Genomic DNA, 22181 nt, shown 5'->3' with positions numbered 1-22181 from the left:
ATCAGCCTTCCCGGTGCACCATCAGCATGGTGGCGTTCAGTTTCAGAATGCGGTCGTTGTTCACCATCAGCGCGGCACCGTAGGCATCCCGCAGGTGGCGGGCGATGCTGAATTTGGAGTCGTTGCGATAGCCTGAGATGCCACAGATCAGCATCGCGCGGCCCACGATGTCCACAAACTGCTGCGAGCAGGAGAGCTTCAGGTTGTTCGTGCGGATGGAGAAGCCGAAGTCCTCAAACACACCTGGGCAGTTGCGGCTGCGCAGTTCGTCGTATTCACGCGCCATGGTGGCCACATTGTGTCGCATCACCTGCAGCACCTGGTCCACTTCGCCGAGGCGAATGGCGGAGATGGGCGTCTCTCCCGGCGTCTTGCGCGCCTCGGCACGCACAAAGGCGCGCGCCTGGTTCACCGCATCCATGCAGATGCCGGACCACAGCGCCCCCCACACGATGTGGGAGTAGGGATGCATCGTCTGGCTGAGGATCTCGGTGAAGGATTCTGGAATGACCTGCTCGGCATTCCCTTCGGCGGTGAGTTCAAAGCCCGAGCTGCAGGTGCCGCGAAAGCCCATGGTGTCCCAGGTCGAGATGGGGACCGCCGTGTACTCGCCTTTGCGCACCATCACATGGGACTGCTCGTATGCCGGCGCATCCGGGGCGCGGCGGCAGGTCACCAGAATCTCATCCGCCGCCTCTCCATAAGAGATGACCGGGGCCTTCTTGCTGACCTTGAAACGATCTCCCGTGATCTCCACCGCGCAGATGCTGGAGCGCAGGTCGCCACCCGTGCCGATCTCCGTGGTGGCAGAGGCCATCAGACGCTGCTCCTGCACCAGCTGGCGCAGGTAGCCGCGAAAGTATTCGGACTGCTGCGCGTGGTGCACCACGCAGGCCACCTGGATCTTGTGCATGGCGTAGATCATGGCCGAGGAGCCGCAGTACTGGCCCAGCGCCTCGCAAATCTTGGCGGTCTGCTGCAGGTTCAGTCCCATGCCGCCATATTCCTGCGGCACGTACGCGCTCAGCAGTTTGGCACCACGCATGGCATCGATCGACTCCTGCGGAAACCGCGCCTGCTTGTCCACATCAGAAGCATGCACTCGGAGCACCGATTTGCCGATTGCATGCACCTCCTTGAGAATTTCGTCAAAATTGACGCTGGTCTGGGTAGTCGTGCTCACGGCAGTGGGTGGCAGGGGTGAAGGATGGCGGTTTCGATGAAATCACGCATGGGTTTAGTGGGAGGGAGGTTCAGGCCGCGAGCTGGGTGATCGCTTCCGCGATCGACTCCATGCTCCGGAAGGTGCGGCGGCCAATCATGGTATCGGGAAACTCTACGTTAAACTTGTCCTCCAGCGCCAGCATCACCGCTACAGTGGCCAAGGATGTCAGCCCTGCGTTGTAGAGATCATCGGCCCCGGACAGGTTCTCCACGGGGAACCGGCCGTGCTGGGCCAGGATTTCTTTGATGTCAGGGATGAGGGTGCTGACGGCTGCTTCGCTCATAATGATAAATTTATTGGATCTGAATATTTATAATAAAATTATGTTTCCTGGGATGGTCCAGTGATATTTATCGTTTTTAAAGTGCTCGACGCGACTGCGATAAAGCCTATGCAGAGGCGTCGGCCAATTAACGATTCGTAGGTGTTTTCACAGCGCAACGAGGTATTTATGCTCGTTCCTTTTTCAGAATTACCTCTCTATTTCATTGTAAAACAATACTGTATGAACTAAACAACCTGAAATCATTCTTTCCCGTAATGCCCCCCAGCGGCGATGGAGATTTAGACCGGTTCTCAAAAAGAATGTCATATTCGGGCTGTACATTTTAGAATTATGGTAATGAATAGGCGGTGGTGGCCCGCCCGTGCATCGAGCTCAATGTGGACAACGCGACTCATGATGAAGTGCGCGTTGCCATGGATTGCACCCCCACCAAAAAAGGTTTCCGTCGGCTGCAGGCCCTGCTTTGGCTTTACGAAGGCAAAAGCCGCGAGGAGGTCTCTGCGCTCTCACGCTTCAGCCTGCGGCATGTGCTGCGTTTGATTCAGGCCTTCAACCTCGCCGGTCTTGACGGACTCATCCCCGGGCGCAGCAGCGGACGGCGGCGCATCCTGCCCAAGGCACAGGTGGCCGAGAAGATCGTGCCGCTCATTGAAGATCCCTCCCTGGCCGGGCAGTCACACTGGACAGCGGTCAAGCTCCACGGCTGGATCAAGGAACACCTGCAAACTCAGCTCGGCTACAGCACCACGGTGCGCTATCTTCACGAACAGGACTACAAGCTCAAGGTGCCGCGTCCCTGGCCGCTCAAGCAGGACGAGGAACTGCGCGAGGCCTTCTGCGTCAAGCTGCGCGCTTGGCAGGAGGATCCGCAGACCGACGTGTGGTTTTGCGATGAAAGCGGCTTTGAAGGCGACCCGCGTCCGCGGCGCACTTGGACGAAGATCGGCAAGGTGCGCCTCTCGCCCTACCTAGGCGAACATATCCGCCACAACGTCTTTGGTGCAGTATGTCCTGCGGATGGGCGGCTGACCACGATGCTCTTCAACCTCTGCGACAGCGAAAGCTTCCAGGTGTTCCTCGATGCTCTGGCCCAGGAGAACCCGGCGGTGGAGGGGCGTCGCGCCATTGTGGTGCTCGACAATGCCTCCTGGCACAAGGTCAAGCGGCTCAACTGGTATCACTTTCAGCCAGAGTATCTGCCGGCGCGCTCGCCAGATCTCAACGCCATCGAACGCCTGTGGCTGCGCCTGAAGGCCGACTGGTTCAACGGCTGGATCGCCAAAAACTCCAGACAACTGCAGGACCGGCTTATGGAAGCCCTGCGCTCCATGATCGACCAGCCCTCCATCCTTCAGTCCCAGTGCCGCGCAAAGACCAGTTTATGACATCCTTTCTGAGAACCGGTCTAAGCTTCAAACCTATGATAACAAAAAAGGGTCCAAGCTTGTAGCATGGACCCTAAAGAGAGCAAAAATTCGACTTTTTTAAAATCAGCGAATCGGCGCTTTAGAAATCTTGTAGATCCAGTGCTCCACAACGCCATTGCGGACGCAGGCGTAGGCATCGGTGGTCTGGCGGGAAGCGCTGTAGCGAGAGCGGGAAATACGAGGAAGCGGCCGACCGTCATCGCTCAACTGCTGGTAGGAGGTGTCTCCACCCAAAGTGTAGAACTGCACCGGCACCATCCAGTAAACCTGGCCATTGTATTTGCCAAGCGTGGGGTAGCCGTATCTCTGCACATTGTCTGGAGAAATAGAGTACACGTGTCCGGCGCGCATGCTTTTTAGCAACGCAGGGTAGCGGCCTCGGAAGTCCATGGCGGGGCGCAATCCGGCCAAGGGGTGATTCATATTGACGTCGGTGGCGAAGTCTGAGGCCGTGGCAACGGTGACCGTTCCCATTCCCAGAACCATAAGCAGAGCAATCAGCAGGCTGTAGATTTTTGTTTTCATCGCTCTCTAGCTAAATAGTAATTCTGCCAGGTGCAAACAAAGATTTAAGCACCGTAGGCCCACACCCGAGCATGATTCAGGCCAAGCCCCTTGCCGAATCTTGCGGCTCTCAGCCCTCCTCTTTCGCCTCAAAATAATCGTCTTCGGCGATGTCGGGTATCCCAACCACCAGTACGCGCATCTTGCCACGGGCCCCATGCACCACACCGGGCGGGATATGCACCAGCGAGCCCTTGCTCACAGGCTGCTCCACGCCATCCAGCACCACCGTGCCTCCGCCTTCCAATACATAGTAGAGCTCCGTGGAGCGCTTATGGTAGTGCAGCTTGGCGCCGTCAATGTCCACCGCATGCGCCCACGCGGCGGGGTTTAGCTCCACGTCCTCCCGGCTGATCAGCCGGTCCCGCCAGCCGCAGGTGCTGCGCTCTCGCGGTGTATGGCCTTCGTGGCGGATGAGAAGCGGACCGGTAGCAGACATGTCAGAGAAATGGGCTCAAAAGCCTTCCGGCTTACTTGGGGCGATGGGTTTTGATCTCGTCCGCAAGGTGGCCAAAATCCCCCTTCTCGCAGAGACGCACAAAGCCTTCGGTAAAGCGCTTCAGCTCATCCCACACGCTGCGGATGTGCTCGGCCTCCTTGGCATTGATATGATTGTCCGAGGCCGCATGACTGATGGCGGTGAGCAGGTCGGCAAACTGCTGCACGATCTCCTGAGTGGCAGGCATGAGCTCCATGCCGCGCGGCCCGCCGGTGGTGGGGTTTTGCACGAAGACGCCGTTCGCCTTGTGGCACAGCCACTGAATGAGCTGCGGATCCTGAGTGATCTCATAGAGCTGGCGCACTCGGTCCAGCGGATTGGACGTGCCGCTGCCCTGCTGCTCATCGGGCTGCGACCATTTGTAAGCGAGCGATAAGGAGACACCCATCTGTGCCGCCACCTCTTTGAAGCTGGTCTTCTCGACGGCCTTGCTGATCACTTCATGGGATTCCATGCCTGATTTGTTTCAGCATTCCTCCCCTTTGGCAAGCGGCATCCTCACCGTTTTGCCATGGTAAAAAACCGTACCCTGCGTGCTGTATCGGCGTGCTCAGCCGCTTTTTGGCCCTTCGACGGATTCGGCATGAGTTTTCGTTTGCCGCACCGCGCTGACACCGGAGATTCGGCGGCCATGATTTCCCAGATCCTCGACTTCGTCCTCCATATCGACAAACACCTGCAGACCTTCGCGCAGGATCATGGTGCCATGATTTACGCGCTGCTGTTTGCCATCGTGTTTTGCGAGACTGGTCTGGTGGCCACGCCCTTCCTTCCCGGAGACTCTCTGCTCTTTGCTGTGGGCGCGCTCTCCGCACAGGGCCTCATCCGTATTGAGTTCATCATTCCCCTGCTCATGTGCGCCGCCATCATCGGCGACAACCTCAACTACTGGATCGGCCGCAAGGCGGGCGGCTGGATCGTGAATCAGCGCTGGTTCAAGCGCGACTACCTGGCCAAAACGGAGGCCTTCTTTGTGAAGCATGGTGGCAAGGCCATCATCCTGGCCCGCTTCGTTCCCATCGTGCGCACCTTCGCCCCTTTCACCGCCGGCTTTGGGCGAATGGACTACCGCCGCTTCCTCTGCTACAGCCTCGGCGGCGGCCTGCTCTGGGTGCTCAGCTTCACCATCGCCGGCTACTTCCTCGGCAGCATCCCCATCATCAAGAACAACCTCAAGCTGGTCTTTGTCCTCATCATCGTGGTTTCCCTGCTGCCCATAGTGTTTGAGGTACTCAAGCACAAGGCCGAGGCGAAAAGGGCGCAAGCGGCCAAAGGCGAGGACGTCTGAGTCTCTCTACGGCCCCGGCACCCTCGCCCCCGTGCTCGGATTGATGTAGTAGCCCGCCGCCCCGTTCACGCCGGGCACATACACCGGCTGCGTGGGCAGATTGCCATAGGAGCGCCGGCCTGGCCTGTACCCCGGCACTGCCATGCCGGGGTAAACGGGCATGTTGCCAATCGTCTGATAGCTCTGCACGCCGCCGTAGGCATTGATCACTCCCGTGGAACTGCTGCCGCCAAACGGGCCAGACACATTCTGCTGGTACATGAACTGATTCCCGCCCGGCATGGCCGTGGGCCCCGAGCCCTGAGCGTAGCCTCCACGCGGTACAGGCGCGCCACTGCTGCCCGCCATCTCGGCGATGCTCTTGCTGCGGGGAGCGCTGCCTGTGCCAGACGGTGGCGGACCGCTGGACGGATCGTAGTAGCTCGATCCATGCTGCGTGGGGGTGTCGCATGCCGCCAAGGTGAATGCCAGTAGCACCAGCACGCCGGTTCGTGTTTTCATGCCTGTATGCTAACATGAACGTCATTGCAGGTGGTGGAAAACTTTGCCAGCACCAGCAAACGCGGCACAGTGCTCCGCATGCAGCAGCCTGTCGTCGTCCAGCATCCTCTGGCCCAGTGTCACCTCGCCGCCATCCGTGCCGTGGGCACATCCTCGCACGACTTTCGGCGGCACCTCAATCACCTGGCGCGCATCCTTTTCATCCAGGCCACGAGCGGCCTGCCGGTGCAGCCCACGCAGGTGCAGACCCCGCTGGCCCAGACGCAGGGCGCGCAGCTCGCACGCCCGCTGGTCTGCGTGCCCATCCTGCGCGCCGGACTGGGCCTGCTGGATGGCATTCTGCCGCTGGTACCCGAGGCTGTGGTGGCCCATGTGGGCATCAAACGCAACGAAGAGACCGCCCTGCCCCACGCCTACTACGCCAACCTGCCCGCCAGCCTACCCGAAGCAGATGTCTTCCTGCTGGACCCCATGCTGGCCACCGGCGGCAGCGCCTGCGAGGCAGCACGCCAGCTCAAGGAGGCCGGGGCCGCGCGCATCACGCTCATCTGCGTGGTCAGCTGCCCGGAGGGCCTGGCCGCCATGGCGCGGACGCATCCAGACATCCCGGTCTTCACCGCCGCCATCGACGACGGCCTCAACGAGCGCAGCTACATCGTCCCCGGTCTCGGTGATGCAGGGGATCGCTACTTCGGCACCTGAGCCGCATAACTCATCGCATCCTGCGCGCACAAACCGGCCTCCAGCCTCCGTTTCTTTTCCCCATGCCAATCACCCTGCCACCTCTCTCCCGCCGCAGTTTTTTGCAGCACAGCGCCGCCGCCGTCCTGGGCTCCGCCGCCACGCAGCTCTCCGCCCTGGAGATTCCCGAGCAGATCTGGGTGCTTTTTTCAGACCCCCACATCGCTGCGGACGAGACGCTCAACGCACGCGGTGTCTGCATGGCGGAAAACCTGCGCCGCTGCGCCAACCAGGTGCTCAAGATCGGCCAGAAGCCCTTTGGCCTCATCGTCAATGGCGACTGCGCCTACCTCGACGGCAAGACCGAGGACTACGTGACCTTCACCCACTGCATGCAGGCCCTGCGGGAGCAGTCCATCCAGATCCACTGCACGCTGGGAAACCACGACCACCGCAACAACTTCCTCAACGTCATCGTCGGCCCGCCGCCACCCAATGCCGAGCGCCCCATGAACGTGCCGGACAAGCACGTGGCCACCGTCACCAGCGCGCAGGTGAACTGGGTGCTGCTCGACTCCCTGGACATCGTCAACAAAACCCCGGGCCGCCTCGGCGAGCAGCAGCTCGTATGGATCGAGCGCGAGCTGCGCAACGCGCCCAACAAGCCCACCTTCGTCGTCGCGCACCACAATCCCATGCAGGCCAGCATGCCCGACAATGTGAAAGGGACCTGCCTGCAGGACAGCGATCCCCTCTTTGACCTCATGGCCTCCTACCCCAAGGTCCAGGGCTTCATCTACGGCCACACCCACAATTGGATGAAATCCAAGCACGAGAAGACCGGCCTCCCGCTCATCAACCTGCCCCCCGTGGCCTACACCTTCAATCCCAAGCGCCCCAACGGCTGGGTCATCGTGCGCATCAACTCAGACCGCGCCGAATTCGAGCTCCGCGCCCTGAACCCTGCCCATGAAGAGCACGGGCAGAAGCATGTGATCCGGTTCGTCTGATCCCTCACTCCCGCCGCCCAGGGTCATGGCTTCACGCCCCACCCACCCAGCCATTCAAGGTCGGAGCACCAGCCGTCGATGAGACGGCGCCTGCTTCTTTTCTCCCCATCCAAAACGACCACGCAGTCCAGATCCGACGAGGTCAGCGCAGCCCACTGCGCATCAGGACTGAACTCCAGACACGCGGAAACCCAGTCCCCCTTGGCGTTCAGCACGCTGCCCGCGAGCTCTTTGTCATGGCCAAACCACACCTGGCCAAACGTCGTTTCAAATTTCCCCGCCACCACGCGCTGATCAGCCGTCACCTGCCGCAGATCTGGCTTGGAAGCAGACGACTCGCTGATGGCTGATGTGTCCACGTTGAGCACTTGGCCATTGAAGCTGAAGTTCGTTCCGAACTGCAGGGTATTGCGGCCAAGCCACTCCATCCGGATGCTAGGTGTCGAACTGTCTAGGATAGAGTTTCGCAGATCGACGTCTCTCACCGTTTTAAGGATGGCTTTCTTCTCGCGGCTCATTACCACCAAGTCCCGGCACCCATGAAAATCCTGGTCCATGCGCAGGATCGAAAGCGCAATGTGCCTGGCATCCGGAGACAACAAGAACTTGGCCTCGCAGACCGCCCAGTCCGCCTGCCAGGGCAGCATGTCCGTGATCCTCCCGTGTGTGGTCAGATGCAGAAGACGCGGCTGGGTTTCCGCCGTCACCACCCAGAACCCTTCCTCGTCATGCTGCAATACTGCCTCGATGAACGGCTCCGCCAGCTCGGCTGTTTTCGGTGCATCACCGGCAGTGTAGGCACACAAGCGGTCCCTGGGTCTATACCACTCATCCAGCACCGTCTTTCCATCCAGGGTCTTCAGCCGGTAACCATAGGACTCGCACCGGACGGTCTGCCGCAGAAAGTAAATCGTGTCCCCATCCGTACGCACGAGATCGCTCGGCTCTTCTGCCTTGAGAAGCCGCTCCATCTTTCCAGCCTTCAGGTCCAGCAGCTGCAGCCTGTCGTCATAACGGATCAGCACCACGTGCTGCTTGATGCGGTGGAGAAATCGCGGCGGCGGAGCATCGCAGCGCATCACTCGTTGCGGCGGCCCGGGATCGCCCGCAGTCCAAGCAAAAATGCTCTCTGTGCGCTTTCTCGATCCGCCTCCGAAGGGCTTTCCGTCCCTGTCCTCGGGCCTCACGAAAATCAGGAGTGGACCAACGCCCGTTTCGATCGAGAAGAGTTCCGGCCCTTCACTCGCCTGCAGGCTGAGTGACGTAAACCCGAGAAGCAGGCATATAAGCATCCTCCCCAGCCGAGGGCGGCACGGCTCAGGGGGCAAACCTCCAAGATGAGTTTGAAGATTCATGGCGGAATTCAGCCTGTTCAGTGCTCAAAACCACCGCGGGCCATCCGCTTGACTCGATTTAGAGCCGTCCTCACTCATCCACACCCGCAGCGTCCAGGGTGCGCATCATCGCATCCATGAACTCCTGCGCGGCGTCGATCGGAAGAATGATCGTGTCGCGGCGGCCGCGCACATCTTCCGTGATCTTGATGAACTTGCCCCGGTCGTTTTCTTTGAGATCGAGGAAGAAGATCTTCCGGTCTGTGACAATCTTCTCCGAATGCAGCGGCGGATTTGGCGGGCGCCGCTCGTCTTCAAATTCTGTGTTCCTCATGCCATTGACCTCCACTAACTGACAATACGCGTTTCTGGTTTTTTCGGGTGAATTATGAATCCAATTCTAGGGGTCGCACCGTAGATGTCAATGGCTGTGAGGGTTCATGTCCACGCTCTTTGGTGGGTTATCCCACTCAAGCCTGTCGTTAAATACCCTCTCTGAGTGACAGCCTGCATCCAAGATTTCAGCTTTCATTGGTCCAGAACCTCTTTGGCCGCTTGCAGGGCCTCCAAGGTCCAAACCACGGGATATAGCTGCTCATGATACCAGAGCCGTGCGAAATAAAGGCCGATGGGAGACGGGGGAAAGACGGTGCCGTTTTGTGTGGCGGCCACCAGCCATGAAGATGCAGCTTGCACCTGGGCTCGGACGGCGGCCCCGGCACTGCAAAGAGCCCTCAGGGCCACGGCTGTTTCTTCGATGCTGGGGGGTGATTGAGTATCTCCGCCAAAGGAGCCGTCTGCTTTCTGTGACGTCAGCAGGAATTTCCTGCCGCTCTGGATCAAGCCCTCAAAAAGCGTGCTCAGATGAGTGCTGCCGCTGAGATGATTCACCACCTGCGCCGTGCCATACACGGGGTTGTTCTCGTCGTGAGTGTGTTCGTTACCAAACCAAAGTGGAATCCATGAGCCGTCCGACAACTGCACACGCTTCAGGTAGGCGAGTGCCTGCTGGGTGGCTTTGCCAATGCGCAGCTGCATTTCGGTCGGCAGCTCCTCGTGCCAGCTCCACCAGGCACCCAGCGCATGCGCGGTGATCTCAGGTGTGCTGCGGTCAAATGGCAACGTACCCCAGCCACGGCAGAAGGTGGGGATGCCGCCGTCGCGGTTCTGCAGATTCAGCAGCCAGGTGATTCCCTGCTGGATGGCGGCATCGCAGGGGTGGCCGATCTTTTTGAGGGCGATCAGCGCGCTGGAGGTGTCATCCGCGTCCGGTACGCCGCCGGGCAGATCCGTCCAGGCCCAGCCTCCGGGCGGGGCATTCGTGAAAGGATGAACCACCCGGTACTGCTGCGCCTGCAGCCATGTGCGCAGTTCGGGCTGCACGTCCGGCTGCTCCAGACTCCGCAGAGACAAAGTCGTCCCCCACGTGGCCAGATTGGTGTCGATGGGCCAGCTGCCGTCCTCGCGTTTGGAACGGATGAGGAAATCGACGGCCTGCGGGATGCAGGGATGGTCCAGCTGCCCGCCGCCGGCCAGCGCCATGGTGACAAAACTGGTGAGCGGCGTGGCCTCCAGATAGCCGCCGCTGGAGGGCTGCAGATCCTTCAGCATGGGGCGGATGCGCGGCCAGGCCAGCGCACGCACCCAGCGCAGCGGATTCCACCAAGCAGGCGGGTTGTTTTTAAATCGGGTATAACCGATGGCGATGAGCGCCGGCAGCGCATAGCTGACCACTGGCAGCCCGATGGCGCCAAACCATGTCCTCGGCAGCGCGGCCAGCTCAAACGGCAGCGGCAGCACATGCCGCCATGGCCGCTCTCCCAAGGTGCCGCAGAGGCAGCATAGCATGAGGATTGGCACGGAAAAAGTCTTGTCCTTGCCGTAGCGGGAAATGACGGCCCGGGCGATGACCTCGGGCGCCAGGGAGCCCGTCTGTGTGATGATCCAGCCACTGGCCTGTTGAATGCTCGGTGCCGCGGCCCGACTCTGCTCCTCCGATCCGGCACTCCACAGATGCAGGGCACTCCAGCACAGCAGCGTGGTGGAGAGGTTGCTCTTGCTCAGTGTGGTGTCTCCCCATCCGCCTTGGGCGTTTTGGTGGGTGCAAAGCCACCGCGCGCCAGCAGCGATGGGCGCTGCATGCGCATGGCGATCCACCAAGGTCAGCGCCACGAGAGCCGTGGCGGTGGAGAGTGCGCTGCTGGAAAGACGGCCCTCCCAGTGGCCGTCGGCGGTGCGCAGCGCATCCAGATGCGCCTGCGTGCTGCCGATGGCGCGGTCGAGGGCGTCCATCATGGTGCCGGAGATCAGGCCTCGAGTTTCAGCTCAGGGCGGGCTTCGATGGCCTTCGTCAGAGAGGCCCAGCCGCCTTCGCGCTGCTGCTGGAACATGCTCAGGTAAAGCGCCACCTGCTTGGCAGGGTAGGCGGCCAGGAGGGCGGCCACAGCAGCCTCGGCCTTGTCATCTGCGATCTCTTCAGGCAGTTCGTTCACCTCACCCTTGCCGTCATGGCCGATGCCTGCGGCATCCAGGAAGGTGATGAGCATCTGTGACTGGCCTTTGAGCAGCCAGATTTGGAAAATCTGCGCCGTCACTTCCTCGTTCGACTTGGTGGCCAGCTGCTCCAGCACCCACTCGGCCTGCTTGGCACGGGACTTCTCCAGAATGAAGGCAGGGCGCAGCCTCTTGGCGGGTGCGAGCGAATCAATGACGGCCTTGTAGGCGGCACGCTGGTCGTTCTGCATGTAGGTCATGATCTGCAGGCGCAGCTCGGGGCCGATGGCTTTGAGAAGTTGGTTGGGTCGCATCTGGGTAGGGGGAAGAAACGGGGGGCTCTGCTAGCACCACGGCACCCTGGTCGCAACCGTTTTGCCTCATAGCAGGCGAATCGTCCTCGGGAATAGGCCCCCTGCACTCCTAGGAGCACACGCCCCCCCTACAATGGTCAGCACCACAGTGGCTCCCCAATCGCAAAAAGCAGAGCCACACGTATGAAGATGAAGCAGAGCAGGGAGCTCGGCAGCTCACGTCCCTGGATGTCGAGATAGCTGCTTTCATTCTTCTTGATCAGCCAGACGATGAGAGGCCCCAGAATGGGAAAGCCTGCCAGGCAGAGAGCATGCATCACGATGCCGAGGATTTTTTCATCCTGCGTGACTGCGGAAGGGGAGGTGGCGGTCCATGGCTGCAGGAGACTACCACGGCTCAAAAAGCGGCCAAATACAGACGCGGAGCCAGTCTCCCGGCTCCGCGCGTGATTTGGCAGGACTCGAAAGCCTCTTTCCGTTTAGATTTCCGGCAGCTTGAACTCTTCCACGTAGTTCTCCGTCGCCAGCTTATTGGCCTCTTCGGCAAACTCGCCGACGAACTTCTCGGAGACCGGGTCAAACTCCAGCCAGGGGCCGGCGCTGATCTTGTCCACGTTGAGGTCGATCTTGTTGTCCTCGAGGTTCTTCACGAAGTGCTCGTAGGTTTCCAGACCGGCCTTGTCGTTCTTGAGGCGCTCGCGCACTTCCTCGACGCTCGCGGCCTTGCCCAGGCGGTAGGAAATGTTTGCCAGATGAGCAAGCGAAGCGGCGTGGAAGCCGTGGGCGACATGCAGGTTCGGGTTGATGAGCTTGCCGGCACGCACGGAATTGATGAAGTTCAGCATGTGGTCGGCGCCGTCGTTGAAGTTGTCGAACTTCTTGACGGTGTTGCCCTCGTTGTCATAGGCCTTGGCTTCGATGACGTAGCCGCCTTCGCAGTGGATGACGTTGCCCACGCGTGCCGCAGCGGTCTTGCCGTTCACACGGAAGACAGGCTCCTGCTTCCAGTCCATGTCCTTCAGAGGAAGGCCGCGGTTGTCAAAGAGCAGCGGAGCAGGCTCGTAGGCCCAGAAAGCCATCTGGTTGTTGGCGGTTTCGCCATCATCTTTGTAGCCCCAGCGGCCGCCGAAGCTCATCACGCGCTTGGGCAGCAGTTCAGGATCTCCGAGCGCCCAGCGGCCCACGTCGAGCTGATGCGGTCCTTGGTTGCCGATGTCGCCGTTGCCAAAGGCCCACTGCCAATGCCAGTCATAGTGGAACTGGGTGCGGTGCACCGGCTGCATGCCGCGCGGTCCGGCCCAGAGCTTGTAGTCCACATCCACTTCCTGGGGAGCTCCGGCGGGGTCGGTCTTCACGTTGCGCAGATCATGGAAGGTGCCCTTGATCATGCCGTCCTTGGGGTCGATCGGCGCTCCTGCCAGGCCGGTGGAGATACGGGACTTGTAGTTCACGCCGCGGGAGAGCGTCACCTTGCCGATATGGCCTTCCTTCACCCACGCCGTGGCCTCCGCCCAGCCGGGGCTGGAGCGGCGCTGCATGCCGTGCTGCACCACGATGCCCTTCTTGGCCACCTTCTCAGCGGCATTCACCAGCTGACGGCCTTCCCAGATGTTGTGGCACACGGGCTTTTCCACATAGACGTGCTTGCCATGCTGCATGGCCGTCATGGCAATAAGGGTGTGCGTGTGGTTCGGCGTGGCGATCGTCACCGCGTCCACTTCCGGGTCCAGCATGAGCTTGCGATAGTCGGTATAGGCCGTGACGGTGTTGTTTTTCTTGGCCTGATTGGCCACGCCCTTGGCCAGCACATTGGCATCCACGTCGCAGAGGGCCACGATGCGCACGCCCTTGATTTCCTCCAGGCTCTTGATGTGACCTGCACCACGGCCGTTGAAGCCGATGACGGCGACTCGAACGTCACCATTGGCACCGATCGGTGCGGAGTAGGCTCGGGATGCGACAAGACCGGCGGCGCCGGCCACAGTGCCGCGAATGAAAGTTCGGCGGGTGGTTTGGTTTGGATGGTTTTGCATGGGAATGAGAAGGATGGGGTGTACCACAGCCACGTCCGGATGGGTAGGGCGGGGCTTGGAATTTCGTGAGCCTAGCGAAAACGCCAGACAAAAGGCAACCTTTCCTTCGATTGCCCCTCTCTTTGTGCCCTTTCCCCCGCTGTTTGTGATCTTTCCACACCAAGGCCTCTGAAAATCAGGATGCCTGCGCCTCTCAGAGGTCGTTGCCGCGAATCGCCGCTTCAGCTCAAGGCTGTGGTTTGGGAGCGGGCAGGCGGGCGGTGTCCGGCTCAAAATCCAACACGTCCTGGTGGGTGCGCAGGGCTTTGCGAGCCTTGTCAAAGAAGGAGGAGAGATCCTGAGCGTTCTGCTGCTGCTTGTCGTCGATGTAAGAGTGCAGCTTCTGCAACTGGGCGTCGGCATCCAGATTCACAGAGCCCATGACCTTCTGCGCCTGCTTGTAGGTGGTGGAAAACTTGCCCTGAGCCTGCTCAAAGGCCTCCTTGGCGCCTTCCTGACGCAGGTATTCCTTCTCAGCCTCGCGGAAGTCGCTGCTGAAGAGGCGTTTGAAGAAGCCGCCCTTGGGTTTTTCGAGGTGCTTGGAGGCCTGGGCGTCAAAGTAGTTCGCCAGCTCCTGAAATTCCTGCATGGGCTTTTGATACTGCTTTTTGAGGTAGCTGAGGCCGGTGGTGATGATGGTCAGCTTTTCCACCTCGGCCTTGGAGAGCGTCTGGCCGGCCTTCACCTTGTCCTCCAGCAGGTCGATGTACTGCATGGTGGTCTTGTTTCCCTCGAAAATGTTTTCAAATTCCTTGGCGGCGATGGCCAGGCGCTTGCGCTCTCCCTGGCGCAGCTCGTCGATCTTTTTTTCGTGCTCATCATTCAGCGCGGTGATCATCTTCTGGTGCTGCGCGGCCTGGGTGTCCAGAGTGCGCTGACATTCGGTCTCCTTGGCCTTGAGCTCCTCCAGATGATCCGCCTTCATCTGCTCGATCTGGGCATGGGTAGCCGCTAGATCCGTGCGAGCTTGGAACAGGAACCAGCCGAGCACGCCCGAGGCGAGAAAGCTCAGCACCAGCAATGCGGTAAGATTTTTAATGGCTGTCATGATAAGGGAAAGGATTGGTCAGACTGCAGGGTGCGCAAGTCTATTCAAAGCGCCGCTTTTGCGCCGCAGTATCCGGCACATGCACGCCTTCAGACTGTTCATCAAGCCGGAATCCTGTTAGGGCTGGCTGAATTTCTGCGTCTTGTCTCTCTGATGTCCTCTTCTGCACGCCCCACCGCCGTCCGTCATCAGATCCTCGCCACGGCAACGATCGTGGCTTTTCTCATGTATCTGGACCGCATCTGCCTGGCGGACATCATCGGATCTTCATCCTTCAAGCAGGAGATTCAGCTCAACGCCAACCAATCTGACTGGGTTAAGCTCGTCTTCTTCTGGGCCTATGCACTTTTTCAAGTGCCCGCAGGTTGGCTAAGTGATCGCTTCAGCAGCCGCATGCTTATCACGATCTACATTGCCACGTGGTCGGTCTTCACAGCAGTTACCAGCTTCGCCACCGGATTCTGGACATTGCTCCTTGCCAGACTGTTTTGCGGCCTAGCAGAGGCGGGTTACTATCCGGCTGGCAGCAGCTTGGTCACACGCTGGGCTCACGTCGGGGCGCGTGGATTCGCTAGCAGTGCAATTTCTTGGGGCGGACGCGTTGGCGGCGCTGTAGCACCGGGCTTAACGGCTTCCGTGATCATCATGTCTGGCAACTGGCGCTATGCAGGTTGGCTATACGGAGGTGCTGGCATCCTAGTAGCCTGGTGGTACTGGCGTGTGTTTCGTGACCACCCCCGCGAACACCCGGGTTGCAATGCAGCAGAGATCAACCTGCTTGCAGAAGGTCGTGGCGACTTTCAGCCTGCAAAAAATCCCCCGAAGCGCTTCCCTCTGGCTGCCGCGTGCCGCAGTGTGAACCTCTGGAATGCCAATGCAGTTCAGTTCTTCACGAATATCGGCTGGGCTTTTCTCATTTTATATCTCTCCGATTATTTAAAGGTCGTCATGCACGTGGCTGAAAAAGACGCGAGTTGGATTACCACAGGTGCGCTTTCCATCGGCATTCTGGCCCTGCCGCTGGGGGGGACACTAACGGATGCGCTCTCAAGACGTTTGGGGAAGAGGCTAGGCCGCATGCTGCCAATGTCAGTCACTAAATTCGCAGCTGCAGCCTGCTACCCGTTGGCATTATGGACTGATTCGCCTTGGGGTATGGCCTTCGCCTTTGGTCTTGTCACCTTCTTTGCCGACTTCGGCCTGCCCGCGATGTGGACGACGATGCAGGACATCAGCGGCAAGCATCAGGCACAGCTCTTTGGCTGGTCCAACATGTGGGGCAACGTAGGCGCTGGCCTCATGACTCTGATGTTCCGGCATGTGGTGAACTTGTTCGACACCAACCACGACTACCACGAAGGCGTGTGGATGTGCGCAGGGGCCTTTGTCCTCGCAGGCGTGTTTGCGCTGTTTGTAAACGCAGAAAAACCCGTGATCCGCGAGTCCGCCTAGGAGGGCCAGCTCAACGAATCACGGGTGAAATAGAAAGGGAATCAGGGGCAGGAATTACCAGCCGCCTTCGTCGTCTCCGCCGCCGCCGCGATGACCGCCGCGATCGCCACGGTCATAGCCGCCGCGCTTGCCGCCGCCGCCACCACCGCCGCCGCCGTAGCCACCACGACCACCACCGCCGCCGCCACCGCCGTAGCCACCACGACCGCCGCCGCCACCACCGTAGCCGCCACGGCCACCGCCGCCGCCATAACCACCGCCTGCGGGACGCTCTTCACGGGGACGAGCTTCGTTGATGGCAAGCTTTCGGCCCATGAATTCCTGGCCGTTTTGCGCGTTGATCGCGGCATTCATGGCTTCTGCGGAATCCATGGTAACGAAGGCAAACCCACGTGGGCGGCCGCTCTCGCGGTCCATCGGCAGGAAGACTTCGGTGACGCCACCGTATTGGGAGAACAGCTCACGAACGTCTTGCTCCTGAGCGGCGAAGGGCAGATTGCCCACATACATCTTGGTATTCATATCTTTGTTGGGTGCTTGTCGGCTGCCTCACGATCAAGACCAGCCCGCACAACAAGTTTGATGAACGCCAACGGATTCACAATCACCTGAAGAACGACTGAGCCTGACCCTTAACAGGTGACTTGTGCGGTCTTATCGCCAGAAACGGGCCAAAGGCAAACAAAAGTTTTCTACGGTTATGCCCTGTTGCCTACTACCTGATGGGGGCGATGAATGCCTCCCCTAAGCACCTGACAGGCACAAAGCCTCCTGCTCCATCCTGCTAACATGCAGATGTCTGACTGAGAAGGGGTTAGCCCTTGGGCGACCGCTTTAGCCGCCATTTTTCTTCAGCCTTTCCTCAGCATAGGTCAGGATGCGGCCCACTTTTTCAGCGTCCTGGGCCTCCTTGGCCTCTTCAAAGGCGGATTTGGCCTGCAGCATCTCACGCAGCAGAGGAAGGGAAATGATCGCCTGACCAGCCACCTGCAGCCTTTCGAAGCGCTCCCGCAGCGTTTCTAGATCCGTGCTGCCAGGCTCGAACTTGGAGAAGTCCACCTTTTCGACCTCGGCATCCAGTTCTTTAAAGTGGGAGTCTTTGATCAATTCATCCAGCTTGGCATCTGCCTCGGCTAGCTGGCCGCTTTTGATCAGGCCTTCGATTTCTTCGCCACGATACTTCATGGCTTCAGTAGGCGAGATGCCGAGGGACTCCACCGCAGCACGAAGTTTGTGCGCTTTCTCATCAACTCGTGCTTCCAGTCCTGCGCGTGGAGAAGGCTGCCCAGGCGGGTTGAGTTTCTGTGCCTTGGCCAGCTGTTCAGGCGTCAGGACATCGCGCACGGCGATCAAAGTTCTCAATTGCAGCTGTTTGATGGCCCCCTCGGCTTCCAGCAGCTTGGAAAGCTGCGCTGCGGCTGCCTCGGCAGTACTGGTTCTGTCTTTGAGCAGCTGGTTGAGGGCCTTCTTCTGCTCCTTCACAGCCTGCTCCAGAGGCTCGGCTTGGGCGCGTGCCTCGCTGAGCTGGGCGTTGAGCTTGGACTGCTGCTCTTCAGTCAGCGCCAGCTGGTCACGCACGGAGGTGATCAGGTCCGGGTGGAGCAGGCCGCTCTTGAGCCACTCCTCCACTTGGGCGGCGGGCAGAGCACAGGCGGTCAGGAGAAGCAGGGAGCAGAGGAGTGTTTTCATGGTAGGGAGAGGTTGAAGTGGTCGTTTAGCAGAAAGTCGGAAGGAGCTTCAAAGGACAGAGGAGAGGGTTCCAAACTGGCAAAAAGCTCGCCTGCCGGGGCTTCAAAGAGAGGCGGCAGTGCCTCGCTGAGCTTTGGCTCATGATGGAGGGAGCCACCGAGAAAAACCGCCAGAACGACGGCACAGGCTGCAGCTAGAGCAGCGGGGCTCCAGCTCCAGAGCGCGCTTGAGCGCCGCTGGATCGGGCTCTGCTCCAGCAGCGCCGGGCGCCAGGCGGGCGCATCTTGGCGGTCACAGCGGCGCGCCTGTTCAAAGCGGGCGCGCAGATCGTCATCGGGGTTGGCTTTCATGAGTGGTATCCGGTTGCAGCAGGCTGCGCAGGCGCGCCTTGCCGCGTTCATAATGTTGGCGCACGGAGCCGATGCTCACACGCATCACCTCCGCCGCTTCGGTGAGTGTCAGATCCTGATAGAAGACCAGATGCAGCACCTCCGCCTGCCGTGCAGGCAGCTGAGCCAGGCAGCGCCGCAGTTCCGCCGCGCGCTCGTCCATCTCCATTTTGCGGGAAGGGGAGGGCCGGGGGTCGTGCTCCTGGCCGGAGATCTGCAGCAGCAGCCTGCCCAGCAAGGATTCGCGATAGCGCAGCCGCCGAAACTCCTCGTGCGCAGTGAGGCGTATGACTCCGAACCACCAGGTTTTGAAAGCAGAGCGGCCGTCGTGCCACGCCTGCTCCCGCGCCAGCTTGAGATAGGCGTTTTGCAGCACGTCCTCCGCCCGCGCATGGTTTCCAGCGCAGCAGTGCAGCGCCCAGCCAAAGGCGTCGGGATGCAGAGTTTCGAGCTGGTCGGCGATGGAGCGTTCCATTCATTTCCCGCTGAGTGCCGCGGGCCATCGTGTTGTATGACACCGGCGTGGAAAAAACCAGCCGCATGCTGCCTCACCACTCACTTCAGCAGTGCAGCCAGTCCCAGCAGCAGCGTCAGCGCCAGCAGGCCCCCGGCAGCAGCCCATAGCTGGAAAGTCTGCTGCGGCAGAAACGCCACGGCATACGTCATTCCCACCTGCAGCCAGCTGAAAAGGATGAAGGCGGTGGGGCTCACGGTTTTGGTGTGGGCCTTTTGCGCCTCCTCCATGGTCAGCGGTGCCGCTTCAGAGGTGGCCAGAGCCTTGGCCTGCTGCAGCACCACCGGGCGATGGGCCGGCGCCTCCACATGCAGGATAGTCTTTTGGCCCGGTCTGGCAGCCTCTTCTTTGGGTACCTCCGCCTGCGCTTGTTTGGAAATGATCTTCGGGCCGCTGTCTGCACTCTTGGGGAGAACGGCGGACACTTTGGGCATGACCGACGTACCTGGCATGAAAGGTCTGGCTACTACAGCTTGGGCAGATGCCGCAGCGCTGTTGTTCATGAGGAGCATGCGGCCATTAATGCTCAGGCTCAGCGGAGGCTCCAGCACCGCCTCCTTCTCGCCCGCACGTCCTAGCCAGCCCACAGTAGCGCAATCATCCAATAGCTGAAGCTGCACTTTGCCTCCAGGTGCCGCCCAAAGGGCCAGCAAGCAAGGCGGGCAGCCCGCATCTGAAATCACCAACTGGCATTCTGCGCCAGAACCCACCAGCAGCGGCTCATCCTGACGCAGGATCACCGGCATCTCTCCTTCGGTGAGCCCCTGCACCACCATGGCTCTCTCCTCAGAGGCAACCGCATCCGCCACCGGTCTGGCAGGCCGAATGATTTGCACCTCGGTGCCGCCCAGCGTCGTCTTCCATGGCAGTGGCTGCGCGTAGGGCACGCCGCCATTGACGGGGTACACCACCGCAACCTCGCAGCGGTTCACGAGCTGGGCGGTCAGTTCCACTTCTGCCACAGCCTCTCCGCTCACCTGAATGCTGCAGGCCGCTCCACGGCCGATGCTAATGGTCTCTCCGTCCTGCACCAACAGGCAACGGCGGCGGCCGTTCAGATCATAGGATACGGGGATTTTCATGCAGGCAGGGCTTTCTTACGCTGCATCCACGTGCAAGTCGAACAAACGATCATCCCCTATGCAGGCTACAGGATCAGCCGGAAAAATCCGTCGCCCCAGCCACGTCGCCCCAGCGCTCTGCCTCGCGTGTGAGGGCTGCGGCTTTGTCCCGCATCTTCTTCACCACATACTTGCCCAGCGGCAGGCGTGGCGGGGGCTCGCCATCCAGCACCATTTTCACAATGGCTTGCGCGGCGCGCGCCGGATCGCCGGGCTGCTTGCCGTTCACGGTTTCGAGAAAGGTGGCAAATTTCCGTGCGCTGCCATCATAGTCGGCGATCTGCGTGGCGGCCTTTTCCAAACCGCGTGCGATGAAATCCGTGCGGAACGGCCCCGGCTGCACCTGCGTCACGTGGATGCCCAGAGGCGCCAGCTCCAGCCGCAGGCTCTCGCTCATCATCTCCAGCGCCGCCTTGGCCCCGCCGTAGATGCCGAAGCCCGGGTAGTTCGAAATGGCCGCCGCTGCGCTGATGTTCACGATGTGCCCGCGCTTCTGCACCCGCAGCATCGGGAGCGCTGCGCGGATGACGTTCAGCGGGCCGAAGAAATTCGTCTCCAGACTGCGGCGGATCTGCTCGTCGCTGCATTCCTCCACCGCACCGATCAGGCCATAGCCCGCGTTGTTCACGATGACATCCAGCGCTCCCGCCGCCGCGATCACTTCGCGGATATTCGCCTCATCCGTGATGTCCAGCGCCATGACCTCGCAGCTGCCTGGCTTTTCCAGATCCGCGATGCTGCGCACATCACGCGCTGTGGCGATGACCTTCTGCCCGGCCGCCAGCGCCGCCTCTGCAATCGCCCGGCCAAAGCCGCTCGAACATCCGGTGATCAGCCATTTTTTGGAACTCATGCGCGTTTTGTTTTGGGAGTGTGGTGTGGAAAGTCAGCCAGCAGATACGGCACTCGGTGCTGCGTGGACTCTCCCAAACCTCAGCCGGGGAAAATCTCCCGCATTGCTTTCTCTCGGTGCGCAAAGACGCGCTTGAGCTCCGGTGCCACCAGCCATGGATGCGCCAGCTCTCCCAGCGGGCCGAAAGGCATCACATACGTCACGCGGTCGGTCGTTTGCGTGCGGCCATCGCCGAGGTCCTCAAAGTCATGCTCATGATGCCATACCGCATACGGCCCCACGCGCTGCTCATCCACAAAGCGCCTGCCCTCCACCACATGCGTGATCTCCGTGAGCCATGTCATGGGAATTCCCAGCAGAGGCCGCAGCCGGTGCGTGATCATGAGCCCGGGCCGAATGGCGTCCGGCAGATCTTTCTCTTCCGTGGAGAAGCCCATCCCAGGCGGCGTGATGCGGGAAAGGTTTCGCGGATTGGAAAAAAACGCCCACACCTCCGGCAGCGGCGCGGGGATGATCTGCTGATGAAACAAGGTGTGCACAGCCATGCAGGATCGGGTTACGCGCATGGCTGCCAGGTAGATTCCACAAGGAGCACGCTAGTCCTTTGCCGGTCTCGCCAGCCGGATCGGTCCACGCGCGGCCAGCGGATCCGCAGGCACGCCCTTCTGTGTGCAGACCAGCAGCCCTTCATCCACTAGCACTGCCGCCACCTCGCGCACCGGCTGCATCAGCGGGCGCCAGTCCCGGCTGAGCTGCCGCGCCGCCTCTGAGGGGCAGTAGGTGGCCCCCTCGCCCCGGCCCGCCGCCAGACGCAGCAGGCATTCACGAATGGCGGCCGCATCCACCACCGCAGGCTTTGAGCATGCTTGTGCAGGTTTCATCATGGATTCTCAACCATTCAGCCGCCAGATAGTGACGTTCAGCACCGCAGCAAAGGACACCCACATCAGATACGGCACCAGCAGCCAGCCTGCGGCATTGCGCACGCGATGGAATGCAACCAGCGTGACCGCAATCATGAGCCACAGCGCCACGATCACCGCCACTGAGACTCCCAGCCAGTGGAAGCCGAAGAAGATCGGCGTCCAGGCTGCATTCAGCGCCAGCTGCACAAAGTAAAACAGCAGGGGCTTTGAAAAGCCAGCGCGCTTCCACACCAGCCACGCCGCCACCGCCATCAGCGTGTAGAGCAGCGTCCACGTGGGGCCAAACACCCACGCCGGCGGATTCCATGTGGGTTTGTGCAGCGCCGCATACCAGGCTCCTGGCATGGAGCCCGCAACCACGCTCAGCAGCGGAGCACAGAAGGTGACGACGACGAATCCGGCCAGCGCGAGGCCGGATTGCAGTTTGGAGAGAGGCTTGCTCATGAGTAAATGGCTGCTGCCAGATACGTCTCTGATCGCCGTCCAGAGTGCGGT

At 60.6% G+C, this 22181-nt stretch carries 27 protein-coding genes; 5 read left to right on the top strand and 22 right to left on the bottom strand.

The window, feature by feature from the left end:
* Nucleotide 1 precedes the first annotated feature (1 nt).
* Nucleotides 2-1183, bottom strand: coding sequence for an acyl-CoA dehydrogenase family protein (locus HNQ65_RS24675; protein ID WP_184344171.1), 1182 nt, complete (start codon nucleotides 1181-1183; stop codon nucleotides 2-4).
* 70 nt (nucleotides 1184-1253) lie between these two features.
* Entirely contained in the window at nucleotides 1254-1508 is a 255-nt protein-coding gene (locus tag HNQ65_RS24670; protein WP_184344169.1) for an acyl carrier protein, read from the bottom strand.
* A 416-nt stretch (nucleotides 1509-1924) separates the two neighbouring features.
* Between HNQ65_RS24670 and HNQ65_RS24665 the strand changes: the two genes are divergently transcribed.
* Nucleotides 1925-2896 carry an IS630 family transposase gene (locus HNQ65_RS24665; protein WP_221306287.1) on the top strand — a complete coding sequence of 324 codons (972 nt, stop codon included), beginning with the start codon at nucleotides 1925-1927 and terminating at the stop codon, nucleotides 2894-2896.
* A gap of 105 nt (nucleotides 2897-3001) precedes the next feature.
* Here HNQ65_RS24665 and HNQ65_RS24660 read toward each other — a convergent pair whose 3' ends face one another.
* From HNQ65_RS24660 to HNQ65_RS24650, 3 genes are all read right to left on the bottom strand, one after another.
* Nucleotides 3002-3463, bottom strand: coding sequence for a hypothetical protein (locus tag HNQ65_RS24660; RefSeq protein WP_184344165.1), 462 nt, complete (start codon nucleotides 3461-3463; stop codon nucleotides 3002-3004).
* Between the two features lie 109 nt (nucleotides 3464-3572).
* Nucleotides 3573-3941: a cupin domain-containing protein gene (locus tag HNQ65_RS24655; protein ID WP_184344163.1), complete on the bottom strand. Its 369-nt coding sequence runs from the start codon at nucleotides 3939-3941 to the stop codon at nucleotides 3573-3575.
* 31 nt (nucleotides 3942-3972) lie between these two features.
* Nucleotides 3973-4455 (bottom strand): phage regulatory CII family protein, encoded by a 483-nt coding sequence (locus HNQ65_RS24650; protein ID WP_184344160.1) that lies wholly within the window; start codon nucleotides 4453-4455, stop codon nucleotides 3973-3975.
* Nucleotides 4456-4632: 177 nt separating this feature from the next.
* Between HNQ65_RS24650 and HNQ65_RS24645 the strand changes: the two genes are divergently transcribed.
* Nucleotides 4633-5289 carry a DedA family protein gene (locus tag HNQ65_RS24645; RefSeq protein WP_184344204.1) on the top strand — a complete coding sequence of 219 codons (657 nt, stop codon included), beginning with the start codon at nucleotides 4633-4635 and terminating at the stop codon, nucleotides 5287-5289.
* Nucleotides 5290-5295: 6 nt separating this feature from the next.
* On the opposite strand, the gene HNQ65_RS24640 is transcribed toward HNQ65_RS24645, so the two are convergent.
* Nucleotides 5296-5790: a hypothetical protein gene (locus tag HNQ65_RS24640; protein ID WP_184344158.1), complete on the bottom strand. Its 495-nt coding sequence runs from the start codon at nucleotides 5788-5790 to the stop codon at nucleotides 5296-5298.
* Nucleotides 5791-5868: 78 nt separating this feature from the next.
* Between HNQ65_RS24640 and upp the strand changes: the two genes are divergently transcribed.
* Together upp and HNQ65_RS24630 are read left to right on the top strand one after the other, a co-directional pair.
* Nucleotides 5869-6492, top strand: coding sequence for a uracil phosphoribosyltransferase (gene upp / locus HNQ65_RS24635; RefSeq protein ID WP_184344156.1), 624 nt, complete (start codon nucleotides 5869-5871; stop codon nucleotides 6490-6492).
* A 62-nt stretch (nucleotides 6493-6554) separates the two neighbouring features.
* Nucleotides 6555-7481, top strand: a complete 927-nt coding sequence (locus tag HNQ65_RS24630) for a metallophosphoesterase family protein (RefSeq protein WP_184344137.1) — start codon at nucleotides 6555-6557, stop codon at nucleotides 7479-7481.
* A gap of 23 nt (nucleotides 7482-7504) precedes the next feature.
* On the opposite strand, the gene HNQ65_RS24625 is transcribed toward HNQ65_RS24630, so the two are convergent.
* From HNQ65_RS24625 to HNQ65_RS24595, 7 genes are all read right to left on the bottom strand, one after another.
* Nucleotides 7505-8563, bottom strand: coding sequence for a hypothetical protein (locus HNQ65_RS24625; RefSeq protein WP_221306286.1), 1059 nt, complete (start codon nucleotides 8561-8563; stop codon nucleotides 7505-7507).
* 343 nt (nucleotides 8564-8906) lie between these two features.
* Nucleotides 8907-9209: a DNA-binding protein gene (locus HNQ65_RS24620; protein ID WP_343076582.1), complete on the bottom strand. Its 303-nt coding sequence runs from the start codon at nucleotides 9207-9209 to the stop codon at nucleotides 8907-8909.
* A gap of 134 nt (nucleotides 9210-9343) precedes the next feature.
* Complete coding sequence (locus tag HNQ65_RS24615) at nucleotides 9344-11110, bottom strand: prenyltransferase/squalene oxidase repeat-containing protein (protein WP_184344131.1); 1767 nt, start codon at nucleotides 11108-11110, stop codon at nucleotides 9344-9346.
* An 11-nt stretch (nucleotides 11111-11121) separates the two neighbouring features.
* Nucleotides 11122-11622 (bottom strand): hypothetical protein, encoded by a 501-nt coding sequence (locus HNQ65_RS24610; RefSeq protein ID WP_184344129.1) that lies wholly within the window; start codon nucleotides 11620-11622, stop codon nucleotides 11122-11124.
* A gap of 137 nt (nucleotides 11623-11759) precedes the next feature.
* Entirely contained in the window at nucleotides 11760-12023 is a 264-nt protein-coding gene (locus HNQ65_RS24605; protein WP_184344127.1) for a DUF4870 domain-containing protein, read from the bottom strand.
* A 78-nt stretch (nucleotides 12024-12101) separates the two neighbouring features.
* Complete coding sequence (locus HNQ65_RS24600; RefSeq protein WP_184344125.1) at nucleotides 12102-13655, bottom strand: Gfo/Idh/MocA family protein; 1554 nt, start codon at nucleotides 13653-13655, stop codon at nucleotides 12102-12104.
* Nucleotides 13656-13881: 226 nt separating this feature from the next.
* Complete coding sequence (locus HNQ65_RS24595) at nucleotides 13882-14742, bottom strand: hypothetical protein (RefSeq protein WP_184344124.1); 861 nt, start codon at nucleotides 14740-14742, stop codon at nucleotides 13882-13884.
* Nucleotides 14743-14895: 153 nt separating this feature from the next.
* Here HNQ65_RS24595 and HNQ65_RS24590 point away from each other — a divergent pair, with 153 nt between their 5' ends.
* A complete protein-coding gene (locus tag HNQ65_RS24590; RefSeq protein WP_281382152.1) occupies nucleotides 14896-16194 on the top strand; it encodes an MFS transporter in 1299 nt (432 codons plus the stop codon).
* A 54-nt stretch (nucleotides 16195-16248) separates the two neighbouring features.
* Here the strand turns inward: HNQ65_RS24590 and HNQ65_RS24585 are convergent, their stop codons facing one another.
* The 9 genes from HNQ65_RS24585 to HNQ65_RS24545 form a co-directional block, all read right to left on the bottom strand.
* A complete protein-coding gene (locus HNQ65_RS24585; protein ID WP_184344120.1) occupies nucleotides 16249-16716 on the bottom strand; it encodes an RNA recognition motif domain-containing protein in 468 nt (155 codons plus the stop codon).
* 312 nt (nucleotides 16717-17028) lie between these two features.
* On the bottom strand, nucleotides 17029-17883 hold the full coding sequence (locus HNQ65_RS24580; protein WP_184344118.1) for a Spy/CpxP family protein refolding chaperone: 855 nt from the start codon (nucleotides 17881-17883) through the stop codon (nucleotides 17029-17031).
* Nucleotides 17880-18233 (bottom strand): hypothetical protein, encoded by a 354-nt coding sequence (locus HNQ65_RS24575; RefSeq protein WP_184344116.1) that lies wholly within the window; start codon nucleotides 18231-18233, stop codon nucleotides 17880-17882. The genes HNQ65_RS24580 and HNQ65_RS24575 overlap by 4 nt, the downstream gene beginning before the upstream one ends.
* Nucleotides 18214-18747, bottom strand: a complete 534-nt coding sequence (locus tag HNQ65_RS24570; RefSeq protein WP_184344114.1) for an RNA polymerase sigma factor — start codon at nucleotides 18745-18747, stop codon at nucleotides 18214-18216. Before HNQ65_RS24570 ends, HNQ65_RS24575 begins: the two co-directional genes overlap by 20 nt.
* A gap of 80 nt (nucleotides 18748-18827) precedes the next feature.
* Nucleotides 18828-19868 carry a hypothetical protein gene (locus tag HNQ65_RS24565; RefSeq protein WP_184344111.1) on the bottom strand — a complete coding sequence of 347 codons (1041 nt, stop codon included), beginning with the start codon at nucleotides 19866-19868 and terminating at the stop codon, nucleotides 18828-18830.
* Between the two features lie 73 nt (nucleotides 19869-19941).
* Nucleotides 19942-20760, bottom strand: a complete 819-nt coding sequence (locus HNQ65_RS24560) for an oxidoreductase (protein WP_184344109.1) — start codon at nucleotides 20758-20760, stop codon at nucleotides 19942-19944.
* 80 nt (nucleotides 20761-20840) lie between these two features.
* Entirely contained in the window at nucleotides 20841-21305 is a 465-nt protein-coding gene (locus tag HNQ65_RS24555; protein ID WP_184344107.1) for an SRPBCC family protein, read from the bottom strand.
* A gap of 51 nt (nucleotides 21306-21356) precedes the next feature.
* A complete protein-coding gene (locus tag HNQ65_RS24550; protein ID WP_221306285.1) occupies nucleotides 21357-21644 on the bottom strand; it encodes a DUF3253 domain-containing protein in 288 nt (95 codons plus the stop codon).
* Nucleotides 21645-21650: 6 nt separating this feature from the next.
* Complete coding sequence (locus HNQ65_RS24545) at nucleotides 21651-22130, bottom strand: TspO/MBR family protein (protein ID WP_184344105.1); 480 nt, start codon at nucleotides 22128-22130, stop codon at nucleotides 21651-21653.
* Between the last annotated feature and the right edge of the window lie 51 nt (nucleotides 22131-22181).

Origin of the sequence: Prosthecobacter vanneervenii (genome assembly GCF_014203095.1) — a bacterium.
In the GTDB taxonomy this organism is placed as follows: domain Bacteria; phylum Verrucomicrobiota; class Verrucomicrobiia; order Verrucomicrobiales; family Verrucomicrobiaceae; genus Prosthecobacter; species Prosthecobacter vanneervenii.
Note: the sequence above shows the minus strand (reverse complement) of the source record. Positions and strands in the feature narration are given on the sequence as shown.